The sequence below is a fragment of the Nostoc sp. DSM 114159 genome (assembly GCF_053470285.1).
Window position 1 is genome coordinate 3,417,503 of record NZ_JBPFEH010000001.1, and the last position, 25,332, is coordinate 3,442,834.

Sequence of the window (25,332 nt, forward strand, 5' to 3'; positions counted from 1 at the left end):
TCGATGACAGTTCTCACCTGTTCCAGTACGGGGAAATCAATTACTCTGCTGGGTGAACCGATAGCTGATAGTGGTGAAGGTAAGGTTTGGCGAACTAATCACAATGGTTACTTAGCAAAAATTTACCACTCACCAACTCCTGAGCATGTGCAAAAGTTGGCGGTGATGATGGCGCACCGTCCCAAAGAGCCAAACTCTCACCTCAATCATATTTCTTTTGCTTGGCCTAAGTCAGTACTGAAAGATGCTCAGGCTAATTGTGTGGGCTTTTTGATGCCGGAAATTAAGGAAGGAAAAGAACTTATTGATATTTACAACCTCAAGCGCCGTAAGACTTTGAAACTTGATGTTGATTGGCGTTTTCTCCACACAACGGCGCTAAATATCGCTTCAATTATTGAAGCAATTCACATGTCTGGCTATGTTTTAGGTGACATCAAGCCGCAAAATATTCTTGTAAACGATCGCGCCTTACCTTCTATTATTGATACTGACTCCTTTCAGGTTCGGAATCCGAAAACTAGTAAGGTTTATCGTTGTCTAGTTGGTTCAGAGGGCTATACACCACCGGAACTGATTGACAAAGATTTTTCTACCATTGATCAAACCGAAGTAGACGATCGCTTCCGGTTAGCAGTCATTATCTATCAGTTGTTGTTTGGTGGTCAAAGTCCTTTTGCAGGAAAGTGGATAGGCGCGGGGAAAGACCCAGAAACTAATGATCGTATCCGTCAGGGTTTATGGCTGTATGCACCAAACAGTTTGATTCAAGCTGTAGATATGACAATTCCTCTTGAGATTATTCACCCAGAGGTTCAGCGATGTTTTCTCAGGTGCTTTAACGATGGTTATAAAAATTCTAACTTGCGCCCAACTGCTGGGGATTGGGTAAAGGCGCTCAGACTTGCTGTTAATGAGTTAACTATCTGTGGAAAGGTAGACAGCCACTACTACAGCCGAACTTATGGTAAGTGTTATTGGTGCGATCGTTCTACAAAACTTGGTATTGATATATTTCCTGGCTTTGCTAGACCAAAACAACAATCTGCTTTTGCTATATCAGCATTACAATCTAAAGCTTTTGCCGCAGATAAAATTATAGAAAATGTTGCAATAGGAGGGCAAATCTATATCCTCCAAGGGCATTCCAACAGTGTTAGTTCCGTAGCATACAGCCCAGATGGCAAAACCTTCGCCAGCGGGAGTTATGACAAGACTATCAAATTGTGGGATGTATGCACGGGAAGAGAAATCTACACCCTTCAGGGGCATTCCTCCTATGTTAGTTCTGTAGCTTTCAGCCCAGATGGCAAAACCCTTGCCAGTGGGAGTGGTGACAAGACTATCAAACTTTGGGATGTCACAACAGGAGCGCAGATCCGCAATATCCGGGCACATTCCTCCTATGTTCATTCCGTAACTTTCAGCCCAGATGGCAAAGTCCTTGCCAGTGGGTGTTCTACTATGACTATCAAACTGTGGGATGTCATAACAGGAAGGAAAATCCGCACTATCTGGGCGGATTCCGACTCGGTTCGTTCGGTAGCCTTCAGCCCAGATGGCAAAATCCTTGCCAGTGGATTTTCTACCATGACTATCAGACTGTGGGATGTCACAACAAGAAGGAAAATTTGCACTATCCAGGCGCATTTCAACTGTGTTCGTTCGGTTGTCTTCAGCCCAGATGGCAAAATCCTTGCCAGTGGGAGTTCTGACAAGACTATTAAACTGTGGAATGTCGCAACAGGAGCGCAAATCCGTACTATCCTAGGTCATTCCAACTGTGTTTGTTCGGTAGCCTTCAGCCCAGATGGCAAAATCCTTGCCAGTGGGAGTTCTGACAAGACTATTAAACTGTGGGATGTCACAACAGGAGCGCAAATCCGTACTATCCTGGGGCATTCCGACTCGGTTGCTTCGGTAGCCTTCAGTCCAAATGGCAAAATGCTTGCCAGTGGAAGTGGGGACAAAACTATTAATATTTGGCAGCTTGCATCACTACCATCGGTAACATCCAATATTACGACTACTTTATCTTCAGTTCAGCCAACTCAATCTCAATTTTCGCAATCATCTTTTGATATGCCTGTTATGCCTCTTAAGCGTGTGTTGTGGTGTTATTTGCTTTTATTGTGTATTCCATTAGGTTTTGTTAGTTTTGCCTTTGGTTTTGTTGGTGGGTCTTTGGTGTCCGTTATAGGGATTGCGTGTTGTTGGCGTTTTTATCGATGGTTTTGGCGAGTTTCATAAATTTCTGCTTCCTGGGCAAAATTACGAAATTTACTATATTGCCAAGCCGATTTACCTTGGTAACTAGAATACTAATCAATAGAAATAGCGAATATGGAGTAAAACATTATTAATAATCAACGTCAACTTCTTCCTAGAGAGAGCAGTATAGGTACTTATGGGGGCTTACTCAAACTAGGACGTAGAGGCGATAACCTTACACCTCATCATATACCTGCGGATGCTTTTATGAAAGCTAAAGTTCTTGGTTATACTACAGATAAAGGAATTGCCATTATGATGGAACATTTATCACTAGGAAAAGGAGGTCGTCATCGGCAAACAATTTCTTACGGTAAATCTCCTAATTTAAGCTTATCAGCAAGAGAAACATTAGCCCAAGAAGTTTGGGATGTGCGTTCTATTTATCTTCGTCAAGGTTTGTACAATAGAGAAATCAAGAAAAATTTACAAGGTTTAATTAACCTGAATAGACTAACTTGGCAAGGTATTTTTGATAAAGTAGGTTGAAACCCATGAATCAAAACAATCTGTTGGCTATTTTAAGAGAAAATCGCTTGATGCAAACTCAACAGCAAGTTACCGACTTTGAAAATAGTTTGGCTGAAATAGCTAAGAATCCTGATGGGCAAAATTTATCTGCATATCATCTTGTTTTAGACGATCGATGTCAACAGCCAGAAGTGATGTTCAGCTTAATTCATTTTCTCGAATCTTTTGATATAGAAGAACAAATTGCATCTTTTATTAAAGTTGTACCTCAATTAATGATCGATGCCCCTGAATGGACAAGAATCATTCATGACAGGATTTTAAATGATGATTCATCTTGCCAAGCTTATCAAAAACTTTTACATTCAGCTAATTTGAATACACCTTATTTTCTCTATCATCTCTTGGAAGAAAGCATTGTAAAGAAACTAAAATTTAAAGAAACTTTGTCCAGCACAACTCAATAAATATTAAATTACTTTGGCGATCAAACTCAGATTAAAATTTAAGGAGTGCTAGATAACACAGCTTTTTAAGTGATATATTTTAAAATACAGTCCAATCTTCTAAACGCAAATTAGGCACTTTTTCAAAATCTTTGCGGTTCCGAGTAACCAAAATCCCATTCACTGACAGTGTAATTGCCGCAATGCGTAAATCTTGAGTACCAACGCGAGTTTTCTGCTTAACTAATTCAGCGTAAATTTTACCAGCATCGTGACTAAATGCTAGGACATTGAGATTATTTAAGTCTTCTAATGTATCTTTTAATCTGGCATAAGCAAAGACTAAATCATTTGATGAAGTAGACCTGTTGATAACATTGATTCGTCCCACTAGTTGTTCTGTTGCTGTAATAATAGTGATGGCAATATTTTGAGGATTCGATTTATTTAATCGCTGGATGATAAATGGATTACCTCTTTGCATCAAAGATAGGTGATCCGTATCTAGAATTTTTAAATCATTCAAGTCTAAATTTCCTTATCTTCATTGCCTGCATCCAATTCACGCCGATATTCTTCTATATATTCCAGCATCTCATCAAATTGTGGATCATCTTTATATTTACCAGCTATTTTCAACCAAGGATTTTCTACTTTGGGTGCTTCAATTTCTAAAGTCACAATCTTTGCTGTTTCTAACCGAGTTTGCAAATTTCGACTGAGTTGTTCTATTGCTTCCGTTTCTGTATTTCCTAAACCTTGACAGTCTGGTAAACCTAACAATATTGCTTTTACTGTGCCATCTTGTTGATTTTCAATCAGCACATCATAAGTTAACTTAGGTACAGTATTGTTAGGATAATTTTTTATAGTTAAATTCATAACATTTTTAACCTTGAAGTTTTATATTGATTATAACTGCTGATCTACTTACTGCTAACATTTAGTTTGTACGTCTTAGCGTAGGGTTTCATAGAGATGCTCAGACTCTCAAATTAGCACGTTTTGTGCTGACTAAAAACCTTTAATAATTTATACTGGCTTATTTATCTATGGTTTGATTTTGATCGTATTGTCTTTTGCGATCGCACCAATGATTTACAACCAATCAGAGTTCAATTTACGCTGTGAATGGGGGCCGCAAGGAGTTGCTGAACTCGCTCCTATCAGTGATGTAGTTGTGATAGTTGATGTTCTCTCTTTTTCTACTTGTGTAGAAATTGCCACCAATAACGGCGCGATAATTTTTCCTTACGCATATAAAGATGAATCAGCCATAGATTATGCCAAGTCAGTGCAAGCAGAATTAGCAAGTCATAGACAACGTTGGACTACAACTGGATATTCTCTCTCACCAAAATCGGTGGCTCAGATTCCTGCTGGAACCAAACTAGTTTTACCATCACCTAATGGTTCTTTCCTAACCTTACATACAGGAAATACACCAACTTTGGCTGGCTGCTTGCGAAATTGCCAAGCTGTGGCAGAATTTGCTCAAAAGTATGGCGATAAAATCGCTGTGATTCCGGCTGGTGAGAGGTGGAAAGAAGATGGTAGCCTCCGACCTGCATTTGAAGATTTAATTGGTGCTGGGGCAATTTTCAGTTATTTAGATGGCAGTCTATCACCAGAAGCCGAAGTTGCTGTGACAACATTTCAGGCTTTTCAGCAAGATTTATTGGGGTACTTGAAAAAATGCAGTTCTGGTAAAGAGCTGATTGAAAAAGGTTTTGAGTCAGATGTTGAACTGTCCGCCGCCTGCAACGTTAGTGATTGCGTGCCTTTGTTTACTGATAATGCTTATATCAACGTAAGTTCGACGAACCTCTCTCTGCCTTGAACTTTAAGTCAAGTCTGTGCTTCTCCGATTCCAATAGGGACGGTTTTGTGTAGTAAAACCTCTAAGAAGTTTTGTGATTGAGTCAATTATAGGGACACTATATGAGCCGTCGAATTCACGTTATCTAAATTGCAAAAACAAGGTTAATTAGGTGCTAAGTTCTAATTATGCATATGCCATATTGATATGCCTTTGACTTGCCAAGTTACTCTTGTGTTTTTCCCAAGCAATGGTTGTGTTGATAATCTCATCTAAATCATTGTGTTTTGGTTGCCAACCCAAAACCCTATAGATTTTATCAGCACAAGCTGCAACACAGGCAGGATCGCCTGGACGACGTGGTGCGGCAATAACGGGAAAATCTACACCAGAAATAGCCTTGACTCTTTCAATAACTTGTCGCACGCTGTATCCTTGCCCATAACCGCAGTTGAAAATTTGGCTTTCCCCTCCTTTTTCTAAGTAATCCAAAGCATCTAAGTGAGCAGTCGCCAAATCTTCAACATGGATATAGTCTCGAATTGCGGTTCCGTCGGGCGTAGGAAAATCAGTACCAAAAATTCGGACTTCTGGCTTGCGCTTGAGTGCTGCATCACAAGCAGCTCGAATCAAGTGTGTGGCATTCGGTGACATTTGCCCTAATAGTCCACTTGGTTCCGAACCTGCTACATTAAAGTAACGTAAAATTACGTAGTTGAGTGAAGATACTGCTGCATAGTCCTGGATCAGCCACTCACTCATCAACTTTGAACGTCCGTAAGGATTAATGGGCTGTGTAGGATTCGACTCAGTAACAGGATTGTCTTTTACTTCTCCATAGACTGCGGCTGTGCTGGAAAAAATGAACTTGTTAACACCCATGACGCTACAGCAACGCAGCAAATTTAAGGTGTTGCGGGTGTTGTTGGCGTAGTAGTCGAGGGGATGAGCTACTGATTCTGGAACAATCAGACTAGCGGCAAAGTGTAAAACTGCGCTGAATTTATGCTGGGCAAAAACTTGATAAAGATGTCCACTGTCTACTAAATCACCAATAATTAGTTTCCCGTGTAGTACTGATGCTGGTGAACTTGTAGAGCAGTTGTCGTAGACTACGACATCATAACCAGCTTCCCCTAGTTGGCGAACTACATGGGAGCCAATGTAACCAGCACCGCCAGTTACCAATATTTTATTTTTCATTTCTTTTTCCTTATCTACCTTTACCTAACAAAACAACTCGAATCGTTTTGAAGGCGATCGCTAAATCCAACCAAATGGAATAATTTTTGATGTAGTACAGATCGTATGACAGCTTTTCGTAAGCATCCTCTATAGATGCTCCATAGGGATACATAACCTGTGCCCAGCCTGTAATTCCAGGTTTGACCAAATAGCGAACTTCATAGTAGGGAATCGCTTCTTTGAGTTTGACATCAAATTCTGGTCGTTCTGGACGAGGCCCAATCAGACTCATTTCACCCCGTAGGACGTTCCATATTTGCGGTAATTCATCAATACGCAACAAACGTAGCCAGTATCCGACTCTGGTGATTCGTGGATCGCGTTGACTAGCCCACTGCGCCCCCAACTTTTCTGCATTCTGATACATGGAGCGAAATTTATAAACTCTAAATGGTTTACCGTATAACCCACTTCGCTGCTGACTGTACAATACTGGCCCAGGGCTATCTAGCCTAACTAGTAATGCAACCAATAATAAAAGTGGTGCAACTAATACTAGTAAAAAGAGGATCAAGATGAGATCGATAACTCGCTTCAGTTTCATACTGAAGTAACCAGGCATTAAGTTAAAACCATCACTAAAAGCCAACCATTTGTCTTGTAACAGCGACGAAGGTAGTTTATACCAAAATGTTTCGTAAACGTCTGGCAATGTATAAACCGGAATGCCTCGCAACCGCATCTGCATTAATTGTTGTGCTTGTGACTTGGAAAAGTTTATCTGCGCTGTCACTATAACCCCAGACCAGGATTCTTGACTCCATTGCGACAAATCGCTCAGGCTTCCTTGATAACTCAGATTTCTTTTTGGTAAGTCTATGGTTTTTTGGTTTTCCTCTGCTAGAACAGTCAACTTTCCTAAGGGATTAAGTTCTAGCAATTTTTGTGTAAATTTGATGGCATTATCCCCGCCTCCTAGTATTAACCAACGGCTTTTCAGAGCGTGCGATCGCACCCATCTCACTGCTACCACGCGCAATATTATTGCCCAGATAGTAAAGATTCCTAAGCTGGGTAAGAAGACACTCCGCCACGATATCGGGTTGTATTTGGCAATATCTGACAAGTAAATTAGTGAAGAAATCAACAAGGCGATCGCAATGTTACAAACAATAATTCGAGCGGGCGCTCTTAAACCTGAAATTTGCCGATCTGGATGATAAGCATCTGCTAAATAAAATGCTGCAAGTATCATGCAGACAAATGTATAAGGTAACGGATTTAGCCAATGTAAGGGTTGATCTAAACGCAACCATTGTGCGATCGCTAAACAAATTAGCAATCCAAAAATATCCCCTAACAAGAGCAATATCGGTAGGCTGCGGACTATATTTGGCAGCCTAGTATTGATAGGTAAACTGACATAACTTGTGGAAGTCATTGGTTTTTATTATTCTTCAGTATCCTGATATCGATTTCTTCGTTAAAACCAGCAACCGAGTCAAATAAGGGAATATTAAAGACTAGCCGTATTGTGCCAAAGCATACAAAAATAAGAAAGTTTGTATGCTCTGTTTGTCAAAGAAATTGGAGATTATGTATTACAAACTAGGAGGGGAACTATCTGTGCGTCGGTATAGCATATCTGTAGGAGATACATCTTAACTTGCATTGGCTGTACGAACTACACTACGGCTTCAAGGTTGTTCTTTTGACATTTGCATTATGCCATGAGTGTAGTCAATCTGAACTTTATATTTAATTTTTTGATTAGCGTATATTAGCTGTTCAAGTAGCTGTTCACAAAGTAACAAAATAAAGAAAAAGCTTATGCAAGCTGTTGAAATGCTGTTAGTAAATTAATACCAAAGAAGTAAGTGGGTAAAAAAAAACATAATCATGTTAACCCAGATAAATGAGGCTAAAAGCTTCTTCCCTCCTATATCTTGCCTTCTACCTCCTGCCCGACCTCAACTATAAATATTTATGCTTTTCTACTTAATGAGTTAAAATAAATGCTTTTTAATGTAATTTAAAATTTTAGAAAAAAAATTAAAAACACCTTGACATTCAGATAATATTTCTGGGATAAATCTAAGGAAATCTAATAAAAAGCAAACATTTTAAAAAATACGGATACTTCGATTATGATTTTTTATACAAACAATTAGTAATTAATCCTAATTATGTCCAAATGGCTATCTTGGACTACCAAAATTGTGACGCAAAATTAGTAAAAACAATTTCAGGTATTCGTAACATACTCCATGCCCTCTAACCAAGAAGACCAAAACTCCTTAGATTTGCAGCAATACTCGCTACTTCTGAAAAGGCGTTGGCTAATTATAGCTGCGGTGACTGCCTCTATTTTTGGGCTTTCAACTTTAAATGCCATCAAGCAAAAACCAATTTATGAAGCAGAAGGTAAGTTGCTTTTCAGTAAAACTGACCGCGTTTCTTCGCTGACAAATCCCTCGGCACAAGTTGGGGAGTTGAGAAGTGTGACTGAAATCAACAGTCCGTTGGATACAGAAGCAGAGGTCATTCGTTCTAATCCAATAGTTGAGAAAACTATTGCTAGTCTCAGGTTGGTAGATAAGCAAGGAACACCCTTGGAAATAAATGAGTTTCTCAAACAAGTCAAAATTAAGAGTGTTCGGGGTACAGATATTTTGGCGATTTCGTATAGCAGCAGCAATCCAAAAGAAGCCGCAGATGTTGTGAATTCGCTGATGAGATATTATCTGGAGAACAATATTCACGTTAACCAAGCCCAAGCGACAGTGGCAAAGGAGTTTTTACGCAAGCAATTGCCTGAAGTTGAAGCAAGGGTAGCTACATCGGAAGCAGCTTTGCGTCGATTTAAAGAAGAAAATCGGGTAATTGCTTTAGAGCAAGAAGCAGCAAAAGGAGTGGATAAACTCGCAAACTTATCAGACCAGATTACCCAAGTCCAGGCAAATTTAACGGATGCTGAGACTCGCTCAAAACTTCTGCAACGTCAATTGAGATTGAATTCGCAGCAGGCTGTGGATATGGGGAATTTAAGTCAATCAAAAGCTGTGCAGGAAGTATTAACACAATACCAACAGGTACAAAACCAGTTAGCAGTAGAGAAGACTCGTTATACAGACAAACATCCTACGATCGTTAATTTGTTAGCAAAAGAAGCAGCCCTCAAAAAGCAGCTAGAGACGCGAATTTTTGAGAATGCAGATAGAGAAAAATCTGTACCAGCCCAGAATTTAGGGATGGGAGAACTCAAGCAGACCTTAGTGGCCCAACTGGTACAGTCGGATGTAGAACGTTCAGCATTAGCTAACCGAATTACGGTTTTGCAGAATGCATACACACTTTCTCAAAGACGATTGAGTGTTTTACCGCAACTGCAAGAAAAACAGGAGCAGTTAGAGCGACAGTTGCAAGTTGCTACATCTACTTATGAAGAACTGCTAAAGCGATCCCAAGAAGTCGATGTCGTAGTAAATCAGAATGTCGGTAATGCCAGGGTAATATCTGCGGCTTTACTTCCTCAAAAAGCTATTCCTTCCAAAATTGTCTTTCAGCTAGCACTGGGTGGATTTTTGGGAATTTTGCTGGGTGTAGGCGTAGCTTCGATCTTAGAAGCTATGGATCGATCCCTGAAAACTCTTGAGCAAGCCCAGCAGTTATTAGGTTACTCTTTACTCGGTACGATTCCTCGCTTGGATCGAAAAGCTAAAAACAGTGGGGAAGGTCTAGTCGAACTACCAGTCAAAGATAATCCATGTTCAGGAGCAAGTTCAGCCTTTGAGATGCTTCAGACGAACCTGGATTTTACTATCTCCGATCGACCATTAAAAGTAATTGCCGTAGTTAGTTCGGCTCCAGGTGAAGGCAAATCATTTGTGGCTGCAAATTTGGCAGTAGCTAAAGCACATATGGGGCGCAGAATCCTATTAGTAGATGCGGATATGCGTCACTCCTCTCAACAGGAAATCTGGAAATTATCTAATCCAGTCGGACTAAGTAATGTTTTGGTTGGTCAAGCAGAGTTTCGCAACACCACTCAAGAAGTATTAGTTAACTTAGATTTATTAACGGCTGGGACAATCCCATCTAACCCCGCAGCATTGCTAGATTCGCAGCGTATGGCTTTGTTAATTCAAGAGGCAGTCAAAGAGTATGATTGTGTGATTATTGATACTCCTGCCTTGAGTTTGTTTGGTGATGCACTCATACTGGGCAAGATGGCAGATGGGATATTGCTAGTTGTACATCCAAAAGTGCTTGACCGTGCTGTTGCTAAGAGTACGAAAATGATGCTAGAGCAAGCGCGATCGCATGTTTTAGGAATGGTGGTAAATGGGGTTACTGCTGAAAAGGGATCTGATTACTATCACTCTAGAGGATCTGATGGTGGAAAAAGGTCTACTTTGAGTCAGATAAATTTGCCTGGGATTAAGAGCTTGATGAAGTTTATTTATTGACTTGACTATAGGTTAACTGTGCGGATAGGTGTATTTTTATGATCGGAAAACAGACGCTCGAGCCTCGGCAGAAATTAGTGATTAAGGCAGGGCAAACCGAGCAGCAGTACTGGCAGGATATCTGGAAGTATCGGGAGTTGTTTTACTTCTTGGCTTGGCGAGACATCTTGGTGCGCTATAAGCAAACGGCCATCGGGCTGGCTTGGGCGTTGCTGCGACCTTTTTTAACAACAGTTGTGTTTACGGTTGTATTTGGTGTTTTACTCAAGGCTCCGTCGGCGGGTGCGCCTTATCCGATTGTGGTGTTTTCGGCGATGCTACCTTGGCAGTTCTTTTCCAATGCCTTGAGTGAGTGTAGTAATAGCTTAATTAGTAATTCTAATTTAATTTCTAAGGTTTATTTTCCGCGTTTGATTGTGCCAACGAGTGCGGTGATTGTGAGTTTTGTCGATTTTATGATTTCTGCAATCATCCTATTGGGATTTATGGCGTGGTATAACTTTGTGCCGGATTGGCGAATTTTAACGCTGCCGTTGTTTATTGCGATCGCGTTTGCGGCGGCGATCGGAGCCGGATTATGGCTGGCGGCATTAAACGTGGAATATCGGGATTTCCGGTATATTGTGCCGTTTCTTGTGCAGTTTGGACTCTATATCTCGCCAGTGGGTTTTAGTAGTAGCGTCGTGCCAGAACAGTGGCGACTACTTTACTCGCTAAATCCAATGGTGAGTGTGATTGATGGGTTCCGGTGGGCAATTTTGGGTAAAGACTTTGCTATTTATTTACCAGGATTTCTCTTGTCGATGGCGTTAGTGATATTAGTACTGATTACAGGGATTTACTATTTTCGCCGGATGGAGCGCAAGTTTGCGGACATTATTTAGGCACAGGGCTTCAGGAGTTGTTAGCAGAGTTTGGAGGATCGATGTCGGATACGGTGATTAAGGTTGAGAATTTAAGTAAAAGCTATGTGTTGAGCCATCAGCAGGAGGGACGCAGTAAATATAAGTCGTTGCGGGATGTGATGGCGGATGGGGCAAAGTCTTTATTCAGCAAAATCCAAAATCCAAAATCCAAAGTCCAAAATCCTTCTCGTGAGGAGTTTTGGGCGATCAAGGATCTGTCCTTTGAAATTAAGCAGGGCGATCGGGTTGGAATTATTGGGCGAAATGGTGCGGGCAAATCGACGTTGCTGAAGCTATTGAGCCGGATTACGGAGCCTACTCATGGCAGTATTGAGATTACGGGGCGGGTGGCGAGTTTGCTAGAAGTGGGGACGGGCTTTCATCCAGAACTGACAGGAAGGGAGAATATTTTTCTTAATGGCGCGATTTTGGGGATGGAGAATGCGGAGATTAAGCGAAAGTTTGATGAGATTGTGACGTTTGCGGAGGTGGAGAAGTTTCTGGATACACCAGTGAAGCGCTATTCCTCTGGGATGTATGTGAGGCTGGCGTTTGCAGTTGCGGCGCATTTGGAGCCAGAAATTTTGATTGTGGATGAAGTTCTGGCGGTGGGGGATGTGCAGTTTCAGAAAAAATGTTTGGGTAAGATGCAAGACATATCTCAAGAGCAAGGTCGAACTGTGTTATTTGTAAGCCATAGCATGGAAGCAATACAAAGGCTATGTTCTAAGTGTCTAATGCTTAATAGGGGTCAACTAGTTTCCTATGGAGATACAGCTAGTATTGTTCCACTTTATCTAGCTGGTAATTTTTATAAATCTTCTCCCGGTGAATGGATTAATTTATCAAATGTAAGTCGAAGAGGTAATGGGCAAACTCGCTTTTTAGCTGTTAATTACAGTAGCCTCAATAAAGAAGTTGCATTTCAACCATATTCAGATGGTTCTCTGGAATTTTTATTAGATATTGAATCAGATTTATCACAGTCTATTGGTAGTCTTGCCGTGACTATATATAGCCAATTAGGAACTATTTTAGTGAATGCTGATATTTGTTCATTAGGTAAGACAATATTCCTCCGAAAGGGCCGTAATAGATTACAACTAAAAATAGATAAATTGTATATTACACCAGGAGTTTATATAGTTGGATTGTGGCTTAGTAAAACTGCAACTGATGAGCCTTTAGATTATTTAGAGTCTGCATTTGAGATAGAGGTAACTAATATTGTATCCGAGGCATTGGGAAGCAGTTTTCATGGTTTAGTAGCTTGTAATTTTAGCATTTCGGAGTTGGAATTAGCAAAATTATAACTCTTTAAATTTAGATTTGAATCAGCAAAATAGGATATTTATCCGACATAAAAAACCATGTATATAAAAGAAGAAGTCACAAACCCTAAGCTTCTGAAAGCGCTTAACAAAGCGCTATTGCCTTACCGTAATCCTAAAGTCTACTACCCGTTAAAAAATCTTGACTATTGGAAGAACCGTATGAAAAGGATTGTGAAGTCCATTGCATTTCAATCATTACCTGCTTCTGTTCTAGCTATAGCGGTTAAATTATGCGGCGACGAATACCAAGTCTTAATGACTGTTAGAGCCGTAAAAGCTGAGGTAGTATCATGAACATCAGCTTGGCGAAGAAATTACCAACTCCTGTATATCGTTGGCTGCAAAGTATACGGCGCGGTCGTCCCTTAATAGGATGGGTACACCTTGGTAGCTTAGAAAGAGTCAACCCTATTAGCAGAGATTTTGGCTTCGACCGAGGTTTACCAGTTGACCGATACTACATTGAAAATTTTCTTGCTTGTCATGCAAACGATATTCAAGGGCACGTACTAGAAATTAAAGAACCTCTTTATACCTACAAATTTGGTCGCGATCGCATCACTAAAGGCGATGTCCTTCACGTAGAAACAGGTAATCCAAAAGCAACGATTGTAGCAGATTTAACAAACGCTGACCATCTGCCCTCAGACACTTTCAACTGCATTATCCTCACTCAAGCCCTGCAATTTATTTACGATGTTCGAGCCGCAATTAAAACTCTCCACCGGATTCTAAAACCAGGAGGAGTTTTACTCGTCACCGTTTCCGGTATAAGTCAAATTAGCAGCGAAGACATGGAACGGTGGGGACAATACTGGAGTTTTACCACTCTCTCAACCCAAAGGCTATTTAAGGAAGTTTTTGACCAAGACAAAGTAGAAGTTACAGCCTACGGAAACGTGTTAAGTGCGATCGCTTTTCTGCATGGCTTGGCAACTGAAGAATTGCAAAAATCAAAGCTAGACTATCACGACCCTGAGTACCAGGTCTTAATTTCAGCTAGAGCTATGAAATAGGGAAAGTAATTATGTTAGGCAGACTCAGCAACAAAGTGGTACGTACAGTCTCAAAGCTAAAAAACCAAATTTTTCCTGGTGCGCTCATCTTAATGTACCACCGTGTAGCTGAAGCAAATTCAGATCCCTGGTCACTATGTGTAACACCAAAACACTTCGCTGAACACTTAGAAGTTTTACGAGAATATGGCTATCCACTGCATTTACAGGAATTGATAAAAAAGCTTGACGATCGCCAACCAGTACATCGGTCGATTGTAGTCACATTTGATGATGGTTACGCCGATAACTTATACAATGCCAAACCCTTATTAGAAAAGTACGACATCCCAGCTGTAGTTTTTGTGACTACTGGTGGGATTGACCAGAAGCATGAATTTTGGTGGGATGAGTTAGACAGACTGTTACTACAACCTGGTACATTACCGGATTTACTCCAGTTAAATATTAATAGTAGAACCTACCAATGGGAATTGGGGGAAGCAAAACATTACAGTGAAACAGATTTTCAGCGAGATCGCCATTGGCGGATGGACAGAGAACCAGGAGAAGATTCTACACGCCATACCCTCTATCGCTCGCTGTATCAATTGTTGCAGTTTTTGTCTGTCTATGAGCGCAGTAAGCTGCTAGAAGAATTAGTTATTTGGGCAAACACTGAAGCTGTAGGTCGCTCAACCCATCGCTCTCTTTCCAATGAGGAGATGCTTGTATTAGAGTCAGGGGGACTGATCGAAATTGGGGCTCATACCGTAACACACCCGTTTCTTTCTAAACTTCCAATAGCTTCACAACGAGATGAAATTCAGCAAAGTAAAGATTATCTGGAAAAAATTCTCGGACATCCAGTCACGAGTTTTTCCTATCCTAATGGTAGTTATATAAGCGATACAATTCCTCTTGTTCAAGAAGCAGGATTTAACTGTGCCTGTTGTAGTATTGCTGATCGAGTTCAGCAAAATAACAACCGTTTTTTGTTACCCCGTGTTGTCGTTGAGAATTGGGACGGCGAAACCTTTGCCCGTTGGTTGTCAATGTATTGTCAATTATGACTAGCAAACCCCTAATTTCTTGCATCATCATCTTCTTTAATGCTGGTGAGCAGTTCTTTATAGAAGCTATCGAAAGCATATTCACCCAGACTTATGAAAACTGGGAACTATTACTGGTGGATGACGGCTCTAGTGATGGTAGTACAGAAATTGCCTTGGGATACATACAAAAATATCCGGAAAAAATCCGCTATTTGGAACACGAGGGTCACCAAAATCGCGGTATGAGTGCAACTCGCAATTTAGGTATCCGCCATGCCAAAGGTGAATTTATTACCTTTTTAGATGCCGATGATATCTGGTCGCCGCATACTTTGGAGGAACAAGCAACTATTTTAGATTTCCATCCCGAGGCTGCTATGGTTTATGGAGCAATAAAATGGTGGTATAGCTGGACTGGAAATATTGAAGATACAGGGCGGGACTTTGTAGATACCCCTAAAGTGTTTTTGCAGAACCCAGGTGTGTATCTCGACACCGTAATCCAGCCACCAACGCTATTCCTGTTGTTATTACAAATGAAAATTAGCATATCAGGAATGCTGGTGCGACGGCAGGTAATAGAAAAAGTTGGTGGTTTTGAAGATACGTTCCGAGGCCTGTATGAAGATCAAGTCTTTTGTGCAAAGATTTGTCTCCAATTCCCTGTATTCGTAGCCAGTCAGTGCTGGTATAAGTATAGACAACATCCTAACAGTTGCTGTGCGATCGCACAAAAAACTAAAAAAGAATATCGGCACCTGCAACGTCCAGTTTTTTTGAACTGGTTAGAGCAATATTTATCCGAAAAAGGGTTCAAGTACACTGAAGCCTGGGGGGTAGTCCAAAAGGAGCTATGGTCATATCGTCACCCAATCTTAAGCTCTCTATTAAATACTCTGTATATTATGAGCCGGATTAAACAGAAATTAAAGCGCATAGCCTTACAAAAATTACTTATCAAAGCAGAAAAATTGGGAGTATGAGGAACATTCTTTATGAAGAATCAACCATTAATCTCCTGTATCATCATTTTTTTGAATGCAGGAAATCAATTCTTTATAGAAGCTATAGAAAGCATATTTGCCCAAACCTACGACAACTGGGAGCTATTGCTGGTAGACGACGGTTCTACTGATGAAAGTACAAAAATTGCCTTACAATACGCAAAAAAGTATCCTGAAAAAGTACGCTATCTCGAACATGAAAGTCACCAAAATCGTGGTATGAGTGCTGCTCGCAACTTGGGAATTCGCCATGCACAAGGAGAATACATTGCTTTTTTAGACTCCGATGATGTTTGGCTACCACGAAAACTAGAGCGACAAGCTGCAATTCTAGAATCCCAGCCTGAAGCAGCAATGGTTTGTGGTCCCAATAAACTTTGGCATAGCTGGACAGGGAATCCTGAAGACAAAGAAAGAGACTTCATACATATTTTAGGTACTGGAGTTCAACCGAATCGGCTCTACCAACCACCAACGTTAGCTGCACTTATTTGGCGTAATCAGGCCCGTACCCCTGGCACCTGTAGCGTTTTAATCCGTCGTGGAGTATTTGAAGAAGTTGCTGGATTTGAAGAGTCCTTTCGGGGCATGTACGAAGATCGAGTTTTCTTTAACAAAGTGTATCTTCGTTTTCCTGTGTATGTGATCGAAGAGTGCTTCGATCTGTATCGCGCCCATTCAGAATCTTGCTGTGCAGTTGCGGATAAAGAATATAGCCCTTTCAAACCGGAGCCTGCTTACTTGATTTTTTTGGATTGGATGGCAGATTATTTGTCTGAACAAAGCATCAAGGACAAGGAAGTGCTAAGAGGGTTTCGAAGGACAAAACTAATCTACAACAACCTGTTTTTATTTCTTCTGTTGAAAGTTAAAAATCGATTACTGAAACTTAAAAAATCGATAAAGCCTCATGCACTCACTTGCACCAGCGATAAGGGTGAAGCTACTCAGCAATTGTCTCGCCACAATTCTCACATTCCAGGTGCTGGTTCGGATAAACCGACACCTCTGACTTGGCTAACAATACCTGAACGGAAGTACAATAAATAGCTAAACGTATTTGAGTAGTCATCAAAACCTTTACTCAAAAAATAATCTCTAGGAGAGACACTAATTTATGGAGCAATTAGCTGAAGTCAGCCTTGCACAACCACTGAAGAAGGAGCTTCTAAGGCAACAATTCTCATTATGAGAATAATTATAGTCAATTTGACTTCGGTCAGCTTCTATGCATTCCAGCACCTCAGGAAAAAGAGGATTATCTTTGTGCATTCCCGCAAATTTCATCCAAGGATGTTCGGTTTGGGGAGCTTCAATTTCCAAAGTTACTATTTCTGGTTTTCGCTCTTGTAAAAGTTGAATTAGTTTCTCTAGTGCTTCTTCTTTAGTCACACCAAAGCCTTTAAAATCTGGCAAGCCTAGCACTGTCGCACTAACTCCACCATCTGGTTGATTTTCAATCAGCACATCATAATTGAACTTTGGTGCAGTATTGTTAAAATAAGTTTTTACAGTTAAATTCATAATATTTCCAACCTTAAAGTTTTATATTGATTATAACTGCTGACCTACTTACTGCTAACTTGAGAGTTTGTACGTGTTAGCGTAGCGTTTCGTAGATAACTACAAACCTTTAAGAATTTACACTGGCTTACTTATCTATGGTTTGATTTTTATCATGTTGTCTTTTGCGATCGCACCAATGATTTACAACCAATCAGAGTTTAATTTACGCTGCGAATGGGGGCCGCAAGGAGTTGCTGAACTCGTTCCTATTAGTGATGTAGTTGTAATAGTTGACGTTCTCTCTTTTTCTACCTGTGTAGAAATTACCACTAACAACGGCGCGAGGCGTTGCATATTTGCGGGATGAATTAGACCGGAAGGGGTACAGTACCGTCATGCAGGTAGTGCAGTAGCAATTTGATTGAAAGTCTTAGCATTTCTTCTGATTTTGAATAACATAATGTTTTACGATGAAGCCGGGCTAAATAATGTCTTAATCTTGTATTCTCTCCTTCGACTCTGGTCATATAAGTTTTTTTAACAATATGGTCTCCGTCATCAATAAAACATGGATAAACTGCGAAGCCTCACGTGACATAAAAATAACTTTTCCAGCATCTTATAATTCTCCATAGTTTTTCAAATGTTTTAGCACTACGGTCTCCCAAAACCCAGGCTAAAATCCCTGGATATCTTTTATTCACGGCTGTCCACAGCCATATCTTGTTTTTTTTTAGCAACAAAAGTTTCTAGTTCATCTACTTGGGTTATTTCGGGAATTTCTGAATGCTCAGGTGCATCTGCTAATGGTTGAACCGCCTTTTTAACCCACTGTATGATCGTGTTATGGTTAACTCCCGTTTGCCGTTCTATGGCACGAAATCCCGTACCGTTAACGTACATTGTTAAACATTGTTTTTTAATTTCATTTGAATAACCTCATTTTGAATATGATTCTATAAATTGGCGATCGCATGATACGCAAATGTAATTTTGCTTACCACGTCGATGCCCGTTCTTACGAATATGGGTGGATGCACAATGAGGACAGTTCATCCCTTAATTATGCAACGCCTAACTTGCATTGGCTGTACGAACTATACTACGGCATCAAGGTTGTTCTTTTGACATTTGCATTATGCCATGAGTGTAGTCAATCTGAACTTTATATTTAATTTTTTAATTAGCGTATATTAGCTGTTCAAGTAGCTGTTCACAAAGTAACAAAATAAAAAAAAAGCTTATGCAAGCTGTTGAAATGCTGTTAGTAAATTAATACCAAAGAAGTAAGTGGGTGAAAAAAAACATAATCATATTAACCCAGATAAATGAGGCTAAAAGCTTCTTCCCTCCTATATCTTGCCTTCTACCTCCTGCCCGACCTCAACTATAAATATTTATGCTTTTCTACTTAATGAGTTAAAATAAATGCTTTTTAATGTAATTTAAAATTTTAGAAAAAAAATTAAAAACACCTTGACATTCAGATAATATTTCTGGGATAAATCTAAGGAAATCTAATAAAAAGCAAACATTTTAAAAAATACGGATACTTCGATTATGATTTTTTATACAAACAATTAGTAATTAATCCTAATTATGTCCAAATGGCTATCTTGGACTACCAAAATTGTGACGCAAAATTAGTAAAAACAATTTCAGGTATTCGTAACATACTCCATGCCCTCTAACCAAGAAGACCAAAAACTCCTTAGATTTGCAGCAATACTCGCTACTTCTGAAAAGGCGTTGGCTAATTATAGCTGCGGTGACTGCCTCTATTTTTGGGCTTTCAACTTTAAATGCCATCAAGCAAAAACCAATTTATGAAGCAGAAGGTAAGTTGCTTTTCAGTAAAACTGACCGCGTTTCTTCGCTGACAAATCCCTCGGCACAAGTTGGGGAGTTGAGAAGTGTGACTGAAATCAACAGTCCGTTGGATACAGAAGCAGAGGTCATTCGTTCTAATCCAATAGTTGAGAAAACTATTGCTAGTCTCAGGTTGGTAGATAAGCAAGGAACACCCTTGGAAATAAATGAGTTTCTCAAACAAGTCAAAATTAAGAGTGTTCGGGGTACAGATATTTTGGCGATTTCGTATAGCAGCAGCAATCCAAAAGAAGCCGCAGATGTTGTGAATTCGCTGATGAGATATTATCTGGAGAACAATATTCACGTTAACCAAGCCCAAGCGACAGTGGCAAAGGAGTTTTTACGCAAGCAATTGCCTGAAGTTGAAGCAAGGGTAGCTACATCGGAAGCAGCTTTGCGTCGATTTAAAGAAGAAAATCGGGTAATTGCTTTAGAGCAAGAAGCAGCAAAAGGAGTGGATAAACTCGCAAACTTATCAGACCAGATTACCCAAGTCCAGGCAAATTTAACGGATGCTGAGACTCGCTCAAAACTTCTGCAACGTCAATTGAGATTGAATTCGCAGCAGGCTGTGGATATGGGGAATTTAAGTCAATCAAAAGCTGTGCAGGAAGTATTAACACAATACCAACAGGTACAAAACCAGTTAGCAGTAGAGAAGACTCGTTATACAGACAAACATCCTACGATCGTTAATTTGTTAGCAAAAGAAGCAGCCCTCAAAAAGCAGCTAGAGACGCGAATTTTTGAGAATGCAGATAGAGAAAAATCTGTACCAGCCCAGAATTTAGGGATGGGAGAACTCAAGCAGACCTTAGTGGCCCAACTGGTACAGTCGGATGTAGAACGTTCAGCATTAGCTAACCGAATTACGGTTTTGCAGAATGCATACACACTTTCTCAAAGACGATTGAGTGTTTTACCGCAACTGCAAGAAAAACAGGAGCAGTTAGAGCGACAGTTGCAAGTTGCTACATCTACTTATGAAGAACTGCTAAAGCGATCCCAAGAAGTCGATGTCGTAGTAAATCAGAATGTCGGTAATGCCAGGGTAATATCTGCGGCTACTATAGTTCCCAACAAAGCAACTTCCAAAATTACACTCTACCTCGCGCTGGGTGGATTTTTGGGAATTTTGCTGGGTGTAGGGATAGCTTTGATGTTGGAAGCTATGGATCCATCCCTGAAAACTCTTGAGCAAGCTCAACAGCTATTTGATTATCCTTTGCTCGGTACAATTCCTCACTTGGGTCAAAAATCTAAAGGTGGTAAAGAGTATTTAGTAGAACTGCCAATGAGAGACAATCCTTACTCCGCAGCAAATTCAGCCTTTGAGATACTTCAGACGAACTTAGATTTTACCGTTTTTGATAAACCGCTAAAAGTAATTGCCGTAGTTAGTTCAACTCCAGGTGAAGGCAGGTCATTTATGGCAGCTAACCTGGCAGTAGCTAAAGCGCATATGGGATGCCGAGTGCTGTTGGTAGATGCAGACATGCGTCACTCTTGCCAACAAGAAATCTGGAAATTACCCAACTTGGTAGGACTGAGTAATCTTTTAGTCGGTCAAGTAGAGTTTTCCCGCACTATCCAAGAAGTATTGGTTAACTTGGACGTGCTAACCGTTGGGACAATTCCACCTAATCCGGCAGCACTACTAGGTTCGCAGCGGATGTCTTTATTAATCCAAGAGGCTGCTAAAAAGTATAACTATGTAATTATTGACACACCTGCACTCAGTTTGTTTGGTGATGCCTTGATATTAAGCAAGATGGCGGATGGGATATTGCTAGTTGTACGTCCCAAAGTGCTTGACTTAGCTGTTGCCAAGACTGCGAAGACGATGTTAAAGCAAGCGCGATCACCCGTTTTGGGAATGGCGGTAAATGGAATTGCGAGTGAAGGTGGTTCGATTTACTACAGTCACAAAGGTTATTACGAGAAAAATAGCAGTGAATTGCAATGGCTTGGGGGAAGGAAAGTTCCCTAATATACATATTTCCTATGCCTTAATATTTTCACGGAAAGTAATTATATTAAACGAGAATATACAAGGGTGAAAAACAGCTTATTAAAGAATGGTTTTTACAACTCAGTAGCGGGATTAATCAGAATTGGACTGGGTATACTGATTATCCCCGTATTAATTCGCATACTTGGAATTGAAGAGTATGGGTTATGGACTCTGGCTTCTGCGGTAGTGGTAATGGTTACTTTAGCAGAAGCGGGTCTTTCGACAGCCACAACTGTATTTGTCTCCCAGGACTTAGGAAAAAAAGATATTGATAATCTGTCGCAAACCTTGACCGTAACTTTTGGGGCAATGCTGATATTAGCAACTTTAGCAGCAGTTGCTCTCTGGATGGGTGCTGAAGGAATTATCAATTTATTTCCCAAATTAGGGCAAGAACAACAGCTAAAAGTTATACAGGCTATTCAAATTGGTGGGTTAGTAGTAGCAGCGCGATTGCTGCAACAAGCTTTGGTTGGTGTCGAACAAGCTTATCAGCGTTATGACTTGATGAACGTGCTGAATACAATGCAGTGCGTGCTACTGAGTGTGGGAATGTTGGCAGTAGTTTGGCTAGGGGGTCGCACGGTTGAGTTAATGCAGTGGCAGGCTTTAACCAGTGTAGTGAGTTTGTTGGGTCATATTTGGATCGTGCGATCGCTACTTAAAGGTGTCAACCTTCGCCCTCGTTGGAATCAACAAAAAGCAATGGCAGTGGGAGGTTACAGCTTAATGATATGGCTGGATACATTAGGAAGTACGCTTTTTAGTCGAGGCGATCGGTTGATTGTCGGCAGTTTGCTAGGTACTCAGGTGGTTGGGGTGTATGCAGCAATTACTGATATCACCGCACAAATCAACTCATTTTCCGCATTACCTGTACAGCCTTTACTCCCAAGTTTAAGCAATCTAATAGAACATCAGGACATTAATAGGTATAAACTAAAACAGCAAGTTAAACAGGCTACCCAAATCAACGGGTTAGTTGCTTTAGGAATGGGAGCTAGTTTAATTACCCTTTCTCCATTAATTGTCAGGATATTCTTTGACCAGCAAACTACAAGCGAATACATAACTTTGTTTTGCATTGCCACAGCAATTTATGCATTTTATTCATGTCATGCGGTTGGTTACTACTCTTTGTTAGCAACAAAGGCAGTTAAAACTTGTGCTTTTATTCAGTTATTGGGTAGTTTCTCTTCACTATTACTAATTGCTTTTGGTGCATATAATTTTGGCTTAATCGGAGCAATTTTCGGAAATTGTGGATATTTAACAACATTCCTCGTCACTGTATTTGGCATGAAGCGTTTATCGATTCGGGCTTATTTTTGGTTCAAATGGTTGTTATTTCCGCTTTCGTGGTTTTCTCTAGTAATGTTAATCCATTTCCTACTTCCTAATAATTACATAGCTCAATCCATCATGTTTTTAATACAAAATATGATTCTCTTATTCTGGTTAGCAAAGACTCATAAAAATACAATCTCTGTGCTGCTAAGTCGGTATGCGACTAGCAAAAGATGACATTTGATAACTAAACTTATTATTTAATTGAGGCGATCGTCAACTAATGGATATTATAATTTGCACTTACAACAATGCTAAGTTACTAGACCGCGTTCTCACGAAGCTTTCTTTACAGAAAGTGACTTCCAATCAAAAATGGACAGTTTTAGTAGTAGATAATAACTGTACAGACGAAACTGCTGATATTGTTGATAAGCACATTAATTCACGATTAATGCCTAACTTGCGTCGGATAGTAGAGACAAAACAAGGACTAACTTATGCGCGTTTATGTGGAATTAAAAACACAACTAGTGAATGGATTAGTTTTGTTGATGATGATTGCCTTTTATCACAAGATTGGGTAGATAAAGCAATACAATTTGCTGCATCTCATCCAAACTGTGGTGCATTTGGTGGAAAAATAGTATTGGATTGGGAAACGACTCCTTCCCCTATACTTATCAAGGAGTCAGTGAAATTTGCCGCTTGCGATCGCGGAGACGATGCAAAACAGTTATATCGCAGTAATTTTCATATTGCCGGTGCAGGTTTAGTTATTCGCAGAACTGCTCTTGAGAAAAGCGGCTGGTTAAATAAACAATTTCTCACAGGTAGAGCAGGAACAAAACTAACAGCAGGGGATGATTCTGAGATAGTTTTACGAATTCTCAACGCAGGTTATGAACTTTGGTATACACCTGATTGCGTGTTACACCATTTTATTCCTACAAAGCGCATATCAGAAACTTATCTCGCGGATATGGTTTACGGCTTTGGTATTGCAGCTCCTTATATAGCTACTCTACGTTGGAATCGTTCTTATTTTGTCTGGCTAGCTGTATCCATACTACGTATTTTAAAATATTTATTGGAAACAATACTTTGTGCGATCGCAGCTTTCATCAACGAAGATAAAAAAATAGAAACTCTCATTAAGTGGAAGTGGACTAAAGGTCAAATTGACGGTTTGTTTGCCATACTCACGATGCATAGTCAAGAGCGCATTATTTGGTTGAGTATATTCGAGTAATCATTTATTTGCTTAATACTATAGTCAACTTCAGTTTGCCTATTATTCTTTATACCTGTTACTTTTGGTTAACATAAGTAAGAAAGCAAACTCTTATGAATATAATTTTGTTCTTCATTTGCATTCCAATTCTATTTATTGTCCCAATTCTCTATCCTCCACTAGCTTGCTTTACATCAATTTTTTTTCTACAAAAAAGATTAGGTTATATCGCTTTATTTCTAATTTTTTCCTCTGCTATTGTCACTTCGTTAATATCAGCAACTATTATACCTGTCGCTGATACACAAGTATATATTGACTCGTTTAAGAATATTCATCTATTTGATTTTACTCAATTAAAATTAGATAATGACGGATTTGAGCCATTATATAAAGTATACGAATATCTTTTAAGTATTTTTATAGATGATAATCAAGAATTTTTCCTACTTACCACGGCTCTAATATTTAATACGTTGTCAACTATTGCAATTTTGAGAATATGTTTTAGATTAAACCAAGCACAGCTAGCATGTATAATTTTGGCTGTTTATTATAGTCTGGTTGCACCCGCTTTGGGAGTCCCGCTTTTTCTCTTAAGATCGAGCTTGTCATTATCTATTCTTTTTCTAGCAATTAGTTTTTATAATCAAAAAAATATTGTTTTTTATGTATTAGGAATTTTATCTATATTTATACATTCTGCAAGCTTCACTATTTTTGCTATAATAATATCTCAACGTTTCGTGTATTTTTTAAGTAAAAAACTCAAACAAATCGGATATAAAAAACTCATTTCACTAAGCAGTAAATTAGTTTTTAGATTTTCTTTAATTATTTTAGTTGTCAGTTTCTTGTTACTAATATTTAATCAGAGTTTATTAACCTCAATTACACAAAACTTTCTTATAGGCTTTAGTGTAAATGGCGATTTGGCATCAAATAAAGCTAAGTCTTTTTTAGACTCTACAGATAAGGAAAATTTTGTAGATTTTCAAAATCCAGTGTTTTTACTTCAAGTTGCGCTTACTTTACTATGTTTTCTAAAAATCCAAAATCCTTTATTCTTTACACATAATGAGATAAATGAAATTAAGAATAATAAGTTATCTAATCTTTTAGAATCATTAAGACTTGTTGGAAGATTGCAAATCATAATGATTGTACTAACTGGACCATTCAATTTCTTACCTTACAGACTTGGATTATATAATTTTTTATATTTTCCTTTATGGCTTGTTAATATTCCATATTTATCTCTATTAGTACAAAAAAACATTAAAAAAACCTCAAAATATTTGATATTATTCGCCTTAGTATCTGTCCTTACCTATACATTTTATTGGATGCCGAAGAGACAGGGTAATGAATACTTTATTGTCGTTTTGGAAGGTAAGCCATTGAGCTATAATCTCAGTCAAGTGATTGAACATTTTTTGCATTAACCTAATTTCAAATACAAGTT

Annotated in this window: 22 protein-coding genes and 1 pseudogene; 17 read left to right on the plus strand and 6 right to left on the minus strand. The window is 39.4% G+C overall.

What is annotated here, in order from left to right; translation table 11 throughout:
- Window positions 1–3: 3 nt before the first annotated feature.
- From ACR5KR_RS14055 to ACR5KR_RS14065, 3 genes are all read left to right on the plus strand, one after another.
- Complete coding sequence (locus tag ACR5KR_RS14055) at window positions 4–2,250, plus strand: WD40 domain-containing protein (protein ID WP_448266953.1); 2,247 nt, start codon at window positions 4–6, stop codon at window positions 2,248–2,250.
- Window positions 2,251–2,478: 228 nt separating this feature from the next.
- A complete protein-coding gene (locus ACR5KR_RS14060; protein ID WP_448266954.1) occupies window positions 2,479–2,760 on the plus strand; it encodes a hypothetical protein in 282 nt (93 codons plus the stop codon).
- A gap of 5 nt (window positions 2,761–2,765) precedes the next feature.
- Window positions 2,766–3,209, plus strand: coding sequence for an Imm30 family immunity protein (locus tag ACR5KR_RS14065; RefSeq protein ID WP_448266955.1), 444 nt, complete (start codon window positions 2,766–2,768; stop codon window positions 3,207–3,209).
- 79 nt (window positions 3,210–3,288) lie between these two features.
- Here ACR5KR_RS14065 and ACR5KR_RS14070 read toward each other — a convergent pair whose 3' ends face one another.
- Both ACR5KR_RS14070 and ACR5KR_RS14075 read right to left on the minus strand, forming a co-directional pair.
- Window positions 3,289–3,714, minus strand: coding sequence for a type II toxin-antitoxin system VapC family toxin (locus tag ACR5KR_RS14070; protein ID WP_448266956.1), 426 nt, complete (start codon window positions 3,712–3,714; stop codon window positions 3,289–3,291).
- A gap of 2 nt (window positions 3,715–3,716) precedes the next feature.
- Window positions 3,717–4,070 carry a hypothetical protein gene (locus ACR5KR_RS14075; protein ID WP_448266957.1) on the minus strand — a complete coding sequence of 118 codons (354 nt, stop codon included), beginning with the start codon at window positions 4,068–4,070 and terminating at the stop codon, window positions 3,717–3,719.
- A gap of 181 nt (window positions 4,071–4,251) precedes the next feature.
- On the opposite strand from ACR5KR_RS14075, the gene ACR5KR_RS14080 reads away from it, so the two are divergent.
- Window positions 4,252–5,028 carry a 2-phosphosulfolactate phosphatase gene (locus ACR5KR_RS14080; RefSeq protein WP_445631834.1) on the plus strand — a complete coding sequence of 259 codons (777 nt, stop codon included), beginning with the start codon at window positions 4,252–4,254 and terminating at the stop codon, window positions 5,026–5,028.
- A 165-nt stretch (window positions 5,029–5,193) separates the two neighbouring features.
- Here the strand turns inward: ACR5KR_RS14080 and galE are convergent, their stop codons facing one another.
- Window positions 5,194–6,210: a UDP-glucose 4-epimerase GalE gene (galE, locus tag ACR5KR_RS14085; RefSeq protein ID WP_445631833.1), complete on the minus strand. Its 1,017-nt coding sequence runs from the start codon at window positions 6,208–6,210 to the stop codon at window positions 5,194–5,196.
- Between the two features lie 10 nt (window positions 6,211–6,220).
- Entirely contained in the window at window positions 6,221–7,633 is a 1,413-nt protein-coding gene (locus ACR5KR_RS14090; RefSeq protein ID WP_448266958.1) for a sugar transferase, read from the minus strand.
- 826 nt (window positions 7,634–8,459) lie between these two features.
- On the opposite strand from ACR5KR_RS14090, the gene ACR5KR_RS14095 reads away from it, so the two are divergent.
- The 8 genes from ACR5KR_RS14095 to ACR5KR_RS14130 are packed head-to-tail and all read left to right on the plus strand — an operon-like array spanning window position 8,460 to window position 17,004.
- Complete coding sequence (locus ACR5KR_RS14095; RefSeq protein ID WP_448266959.1) at window positions 8,460–10,661, plus strand: GumC family protein; 2,202 nt, start codon at window positions 8,460–8,462, stop codon at window positions 10,659–10,661.
- A gap of 38 nt (window positions 10,662–10,699) precedes the next feature.
- Complete coding sequence (locus ACR5KR_RS14100) at window positions 10,700–11,545, plus strand: ABC transporter permease (protein ID WP_448266960.1); 846 nt, start codon at window positions 10,700–10,702, stop codon at window positions 11,543–11,545.
- Window positions 11,546–11,586: 41 nt separating this feature from the next.
- Window positions 11,587–12,879: an ABC transporter ATP-binding protein gene (locus ACR5KR_RS14105; RefSeq protein ID WP_448266961.1), complete on the plus strand. Its 1,293-nt coding sequence runs from the start codon at window positions 11,587–11,589 to the stop codon at window positions 12,877–12,879.
- Window positions 12,880–12,936: 57 nt separating this feature from the next.
- On the plus strand, window positions 12,937–13,194 hold the full coding sequence (locus ACR5KR_RS14110) for a hypothetical protein (protein WP_448266962.1): 258 nt from the start codon (window positions 12,937–12,939) through the stop codon (window positions 13,192–13,194).
- Entirely contained in the window at window positions 13,191–13,916 is a 726-nt protein-coding gene (locus tag ACR5KR_RS14115; RefSeq protein ID WP_448266963.1) for a class I SAM-dependent methyltransferase, read from the plus strand. Before ACR5KR_RS14110 ends, ACR5KR_RS14115 begins: the two co-directional genes overlap by 4 nt.
- A gap of 11 nt (window positions 13,917–13,927) precedes the next feature.
- Window positions 13,928–14,968, plus strand: coding sequence for a polysaccharide deacetylase family protein (locus tag ACR5KR_RS14120; protein ID WP_448266964.1), 1,041 nt, complete (start codon window positions 13,928–13,930; stop codon window positions 14,966–14,968).
- Entirely contained in the window at window positions 14,965–15,933 is a 969-nt protein-coding gene (locus ACR5KR_RS14125; RefSeq protein ID WP_448266965.1) for a glycosyltransferase family 2 protein, read from the plus strand. Before ACR5KR_RS14120 ends, ACR5KR_RS14125 begins: the two co-directional genes overlap by 4 nt.
- 12 nt (window positions 15,934–15,945) lie before the next feature.
- Window positions 15,946–17,004, plus strand: a complete 1,059-nt coding sequence (locus ACR5KR_RS14130; RefSeq protein WP_448266966.1) for a glycosyltransferase family 2 protein — start codon at window positions 15,946–15,948, stop codon at window positions 17,002–17,004.
- A gap of 60 nt (window positions 17,005–17,064) precedes the next feature.
- Here ACR5KR_RS14130 and ACR5KR_RS14135 read toward each other — a convergent pair whose 3' ends face one another.
- Window positions 17,065–17,478: a type II toxin-antitoxin system HicB family antitoxin gene (locus ACR5KR_RS14135; RefSeq protein WP_448266967.1), complete on the minus strand. Its 414-nt coding sequence runs from the start codon at window positions 17,476–17,478 to the stop codon at window positions 17,065–17,067.
- A 142-nt stretch (window positions 17,479–17,620) separates the two neighbouring features.
- Here ACR5KR_RS14135 and ACR5KR_RS14140 point away from each other — a divergent pair, with 142 nt between their 5' ends.
- Window positions 17,621–17,827: a hypothetical protein gene (locus ACR5KR_RS14140; protein WP_448266968.1), complete on the plus strand. Its 207-nt coding sequence runs from the start codon at window positions 17,621–17,623 to the stop codon at window positions 17,825–17,827.
- Between the two features lies 1 nt (window position 17,828).
- Here the strand turns inward: ACR5KR_RS14140 and ACR5KR_RS14145 are convergent.
- Window positions 17,829–18,516, minus strand: a pseudogene (locus ACR5KR_RS14145) (IS1 family transposase).
- A 661-nt stretch (window positions 18,517–19,177) separates the two neighbouring features.
- On the opposite strand from ACR5KR_RS14145, the gene ACR5KR_RS14150 reads away from it, so the two are divergent.
- The 4 genes from ACR5KR_RS14150 to ACR5KR_RS14165 all read left to right on the plus strand — a co-directional run bounded on the left by ACR5KR_RS14150 (window position 19,178) and on the right by ACR5KR_RS14165 (window position 25,312).
- Window positions 19,178–21,322, plus strand: a complete 2,145-nt coding sequence (locus tag ACR5KR_RS14150; RefSeq protein WP_448266969.1) for a GumC family protein — start codon at window positions 19,178–19,180, stop codon at window positions 21,320–21,322.
- A 66-nt stretch (window positions 21,323–21,388) separates the two neighbouring features.
- Entirely contained in the window at window positions 21,389–22,870 is a 1,482-nt protein-coding gene (locus ACR5KR_RS14155; protein ID WP_448266970.1) for a lipopolysaccharide biosynthesis protein, read from the plus strand.
- Between the two features lie 46 nt (window positions 22,871–22,916).
- Window positions 22,917–23,885: a glycosyltransferase gene (locus ACR5KR_RS14160; RefSeq protein ID WP_448266971.1), complete on the plus strand. Its 969-nt coding sequence runs from the start codon at window positions 22,917–22,919 to the stop codon at window positions 23,883–23,885.
- 95 nt (window positions 23,886–23,980) lie between these two features.
- The gene (locus ACR5KR_RS14165) at window positions 23,981–25,312 is read left to right on the plus strand and encodes an EpsG family protein (RefSeq protein WP_448266972.1); all 1,332 of its coding nucleotides are present in this window, start codon (window positions 23,981–23,983) and stop codon (window positions 25,310–25,312) included.
- Window positions 25,313–25,332: the final 20 nt, after the last annotated feature.

Bases quoted from the DNA above. Each gene is read 5' to 3' on its own strand.
- ACR5KR_RS14055 (WP_448266953.1), top strand. From the start codon at position 4: ATGACAGTTCTCACCTGTTCCAGTACGGGGAAATCAATTACTCTGCTG.
- ACR5KR_RS14060 (WP_448266954.1), top strand. From the start codon at position 2,479: ATGAAAGCTAAAGTTCTTGGTTATACTACAGATAAAGGAATTGCCATT.
- ACR5KR_RS14065 (WP_448266955.1), top strand. From the start codon at position 2,766: ATGAATCAAAACAATCTGTTGGCTATTTTAAGAGAAAATCGCTTGATG.
- ACR5KR_RS14075 (WP_448266957.1), bottom strand. From the start codon at position 4,070: ATGAATTTAACTATAAAAAATTATCCTAACAATACTGTACCTAAGTTA.
- galE (WP_445631833.1), bottom strand. From the start codon at position 6,210: ATGAAAAATAAAATATTGGTAACTGGCGGTGCTGGTTACATTGGCTCC.
- ACR5KR_RS14090 (WP_448266958.1), bottom strand. From the start codon at position 7,633: ATGACTTCCACAAGTTATGTCAGTTTACCTATCAATACTAGGCTGCCA.
- ACR5KR_RS14095 (WP_448266959.1), top strand. From the start codon at position 8,460: ATGCCCTCTAACCAAGAAGACCAAAACTCCTTAGATTTGCAGCAATAC.
- ACR5KR_RS14100 (WP_448266960.1), top strand. From the start codon at position 10,700: ATGATCGGAAAACAGACGCTCGAGCCTCGGCAGAAATTAGTGATTAAG.
- ACR5KR_RS14105 (WP_448266961.1), top strand. From the start codon at position 11,587: ATGTCGGATACGGTGATTAAGGTTGAGAATTTAAGTAAAAGCTATGTG.
- ACR5KR_RS14110 (WP_448266962.1), top strand. From the start codon at position 12,937: ATGTATATAAAAGAAGAAGTCACAAACCCTAAGCTTCTGAAAGCGCTT.
- ACR5KR_RS14115 (WP_448266963.1), top strand. From the start codon at position 13,191: ATGAACATCAGCTTGGCGAAGAAATTACCAACTCCTGTATATCGTTGG.
- ACR5KR_RS14120 (WP_448266964.1), top strand. From the start codon at position 13,928: ATGTTAGGCAGACTCAGCAACAAAGTGGTACGTACAGTCTCAAAGCTA.
- ACR5KR_RS14125 (WP_448266965.1), top strand. From the start codon at position 14,965: ATGACTAGCAAACCCCTAATTTCTTGCATCATCATCTTCTTTAATGCT.
- ACR5KR_RS14130 (WP_448266966.1), top strand. From the start codon at position 15,946: ATGAAGAATCAACCATTAATCTCCTGTATCATCATTTTTTTGAATGCA.
- ACR5KR_RS14135 (WP_448266967.1), bottom strand. From the start codon at position 17,478: ATGAATTTAACTGTAAAAACTTATTTTAACAATACTGCACCAAAGTTC.
- ACR5KR_RS14160 (WP_448266971.1), top strand. From the start codon at position 22,917: ATGGATATTATAATTTGCACTTACAACAATGCTAAGTTACTAGACCGC.
- ACR5KR_RS14165 (WP_448266972.1), top strand. From the start codon at position 23,981: ATGAATATAATTTTGTTCTTCATTTGCATTCCAATTCTATTTATTGTC.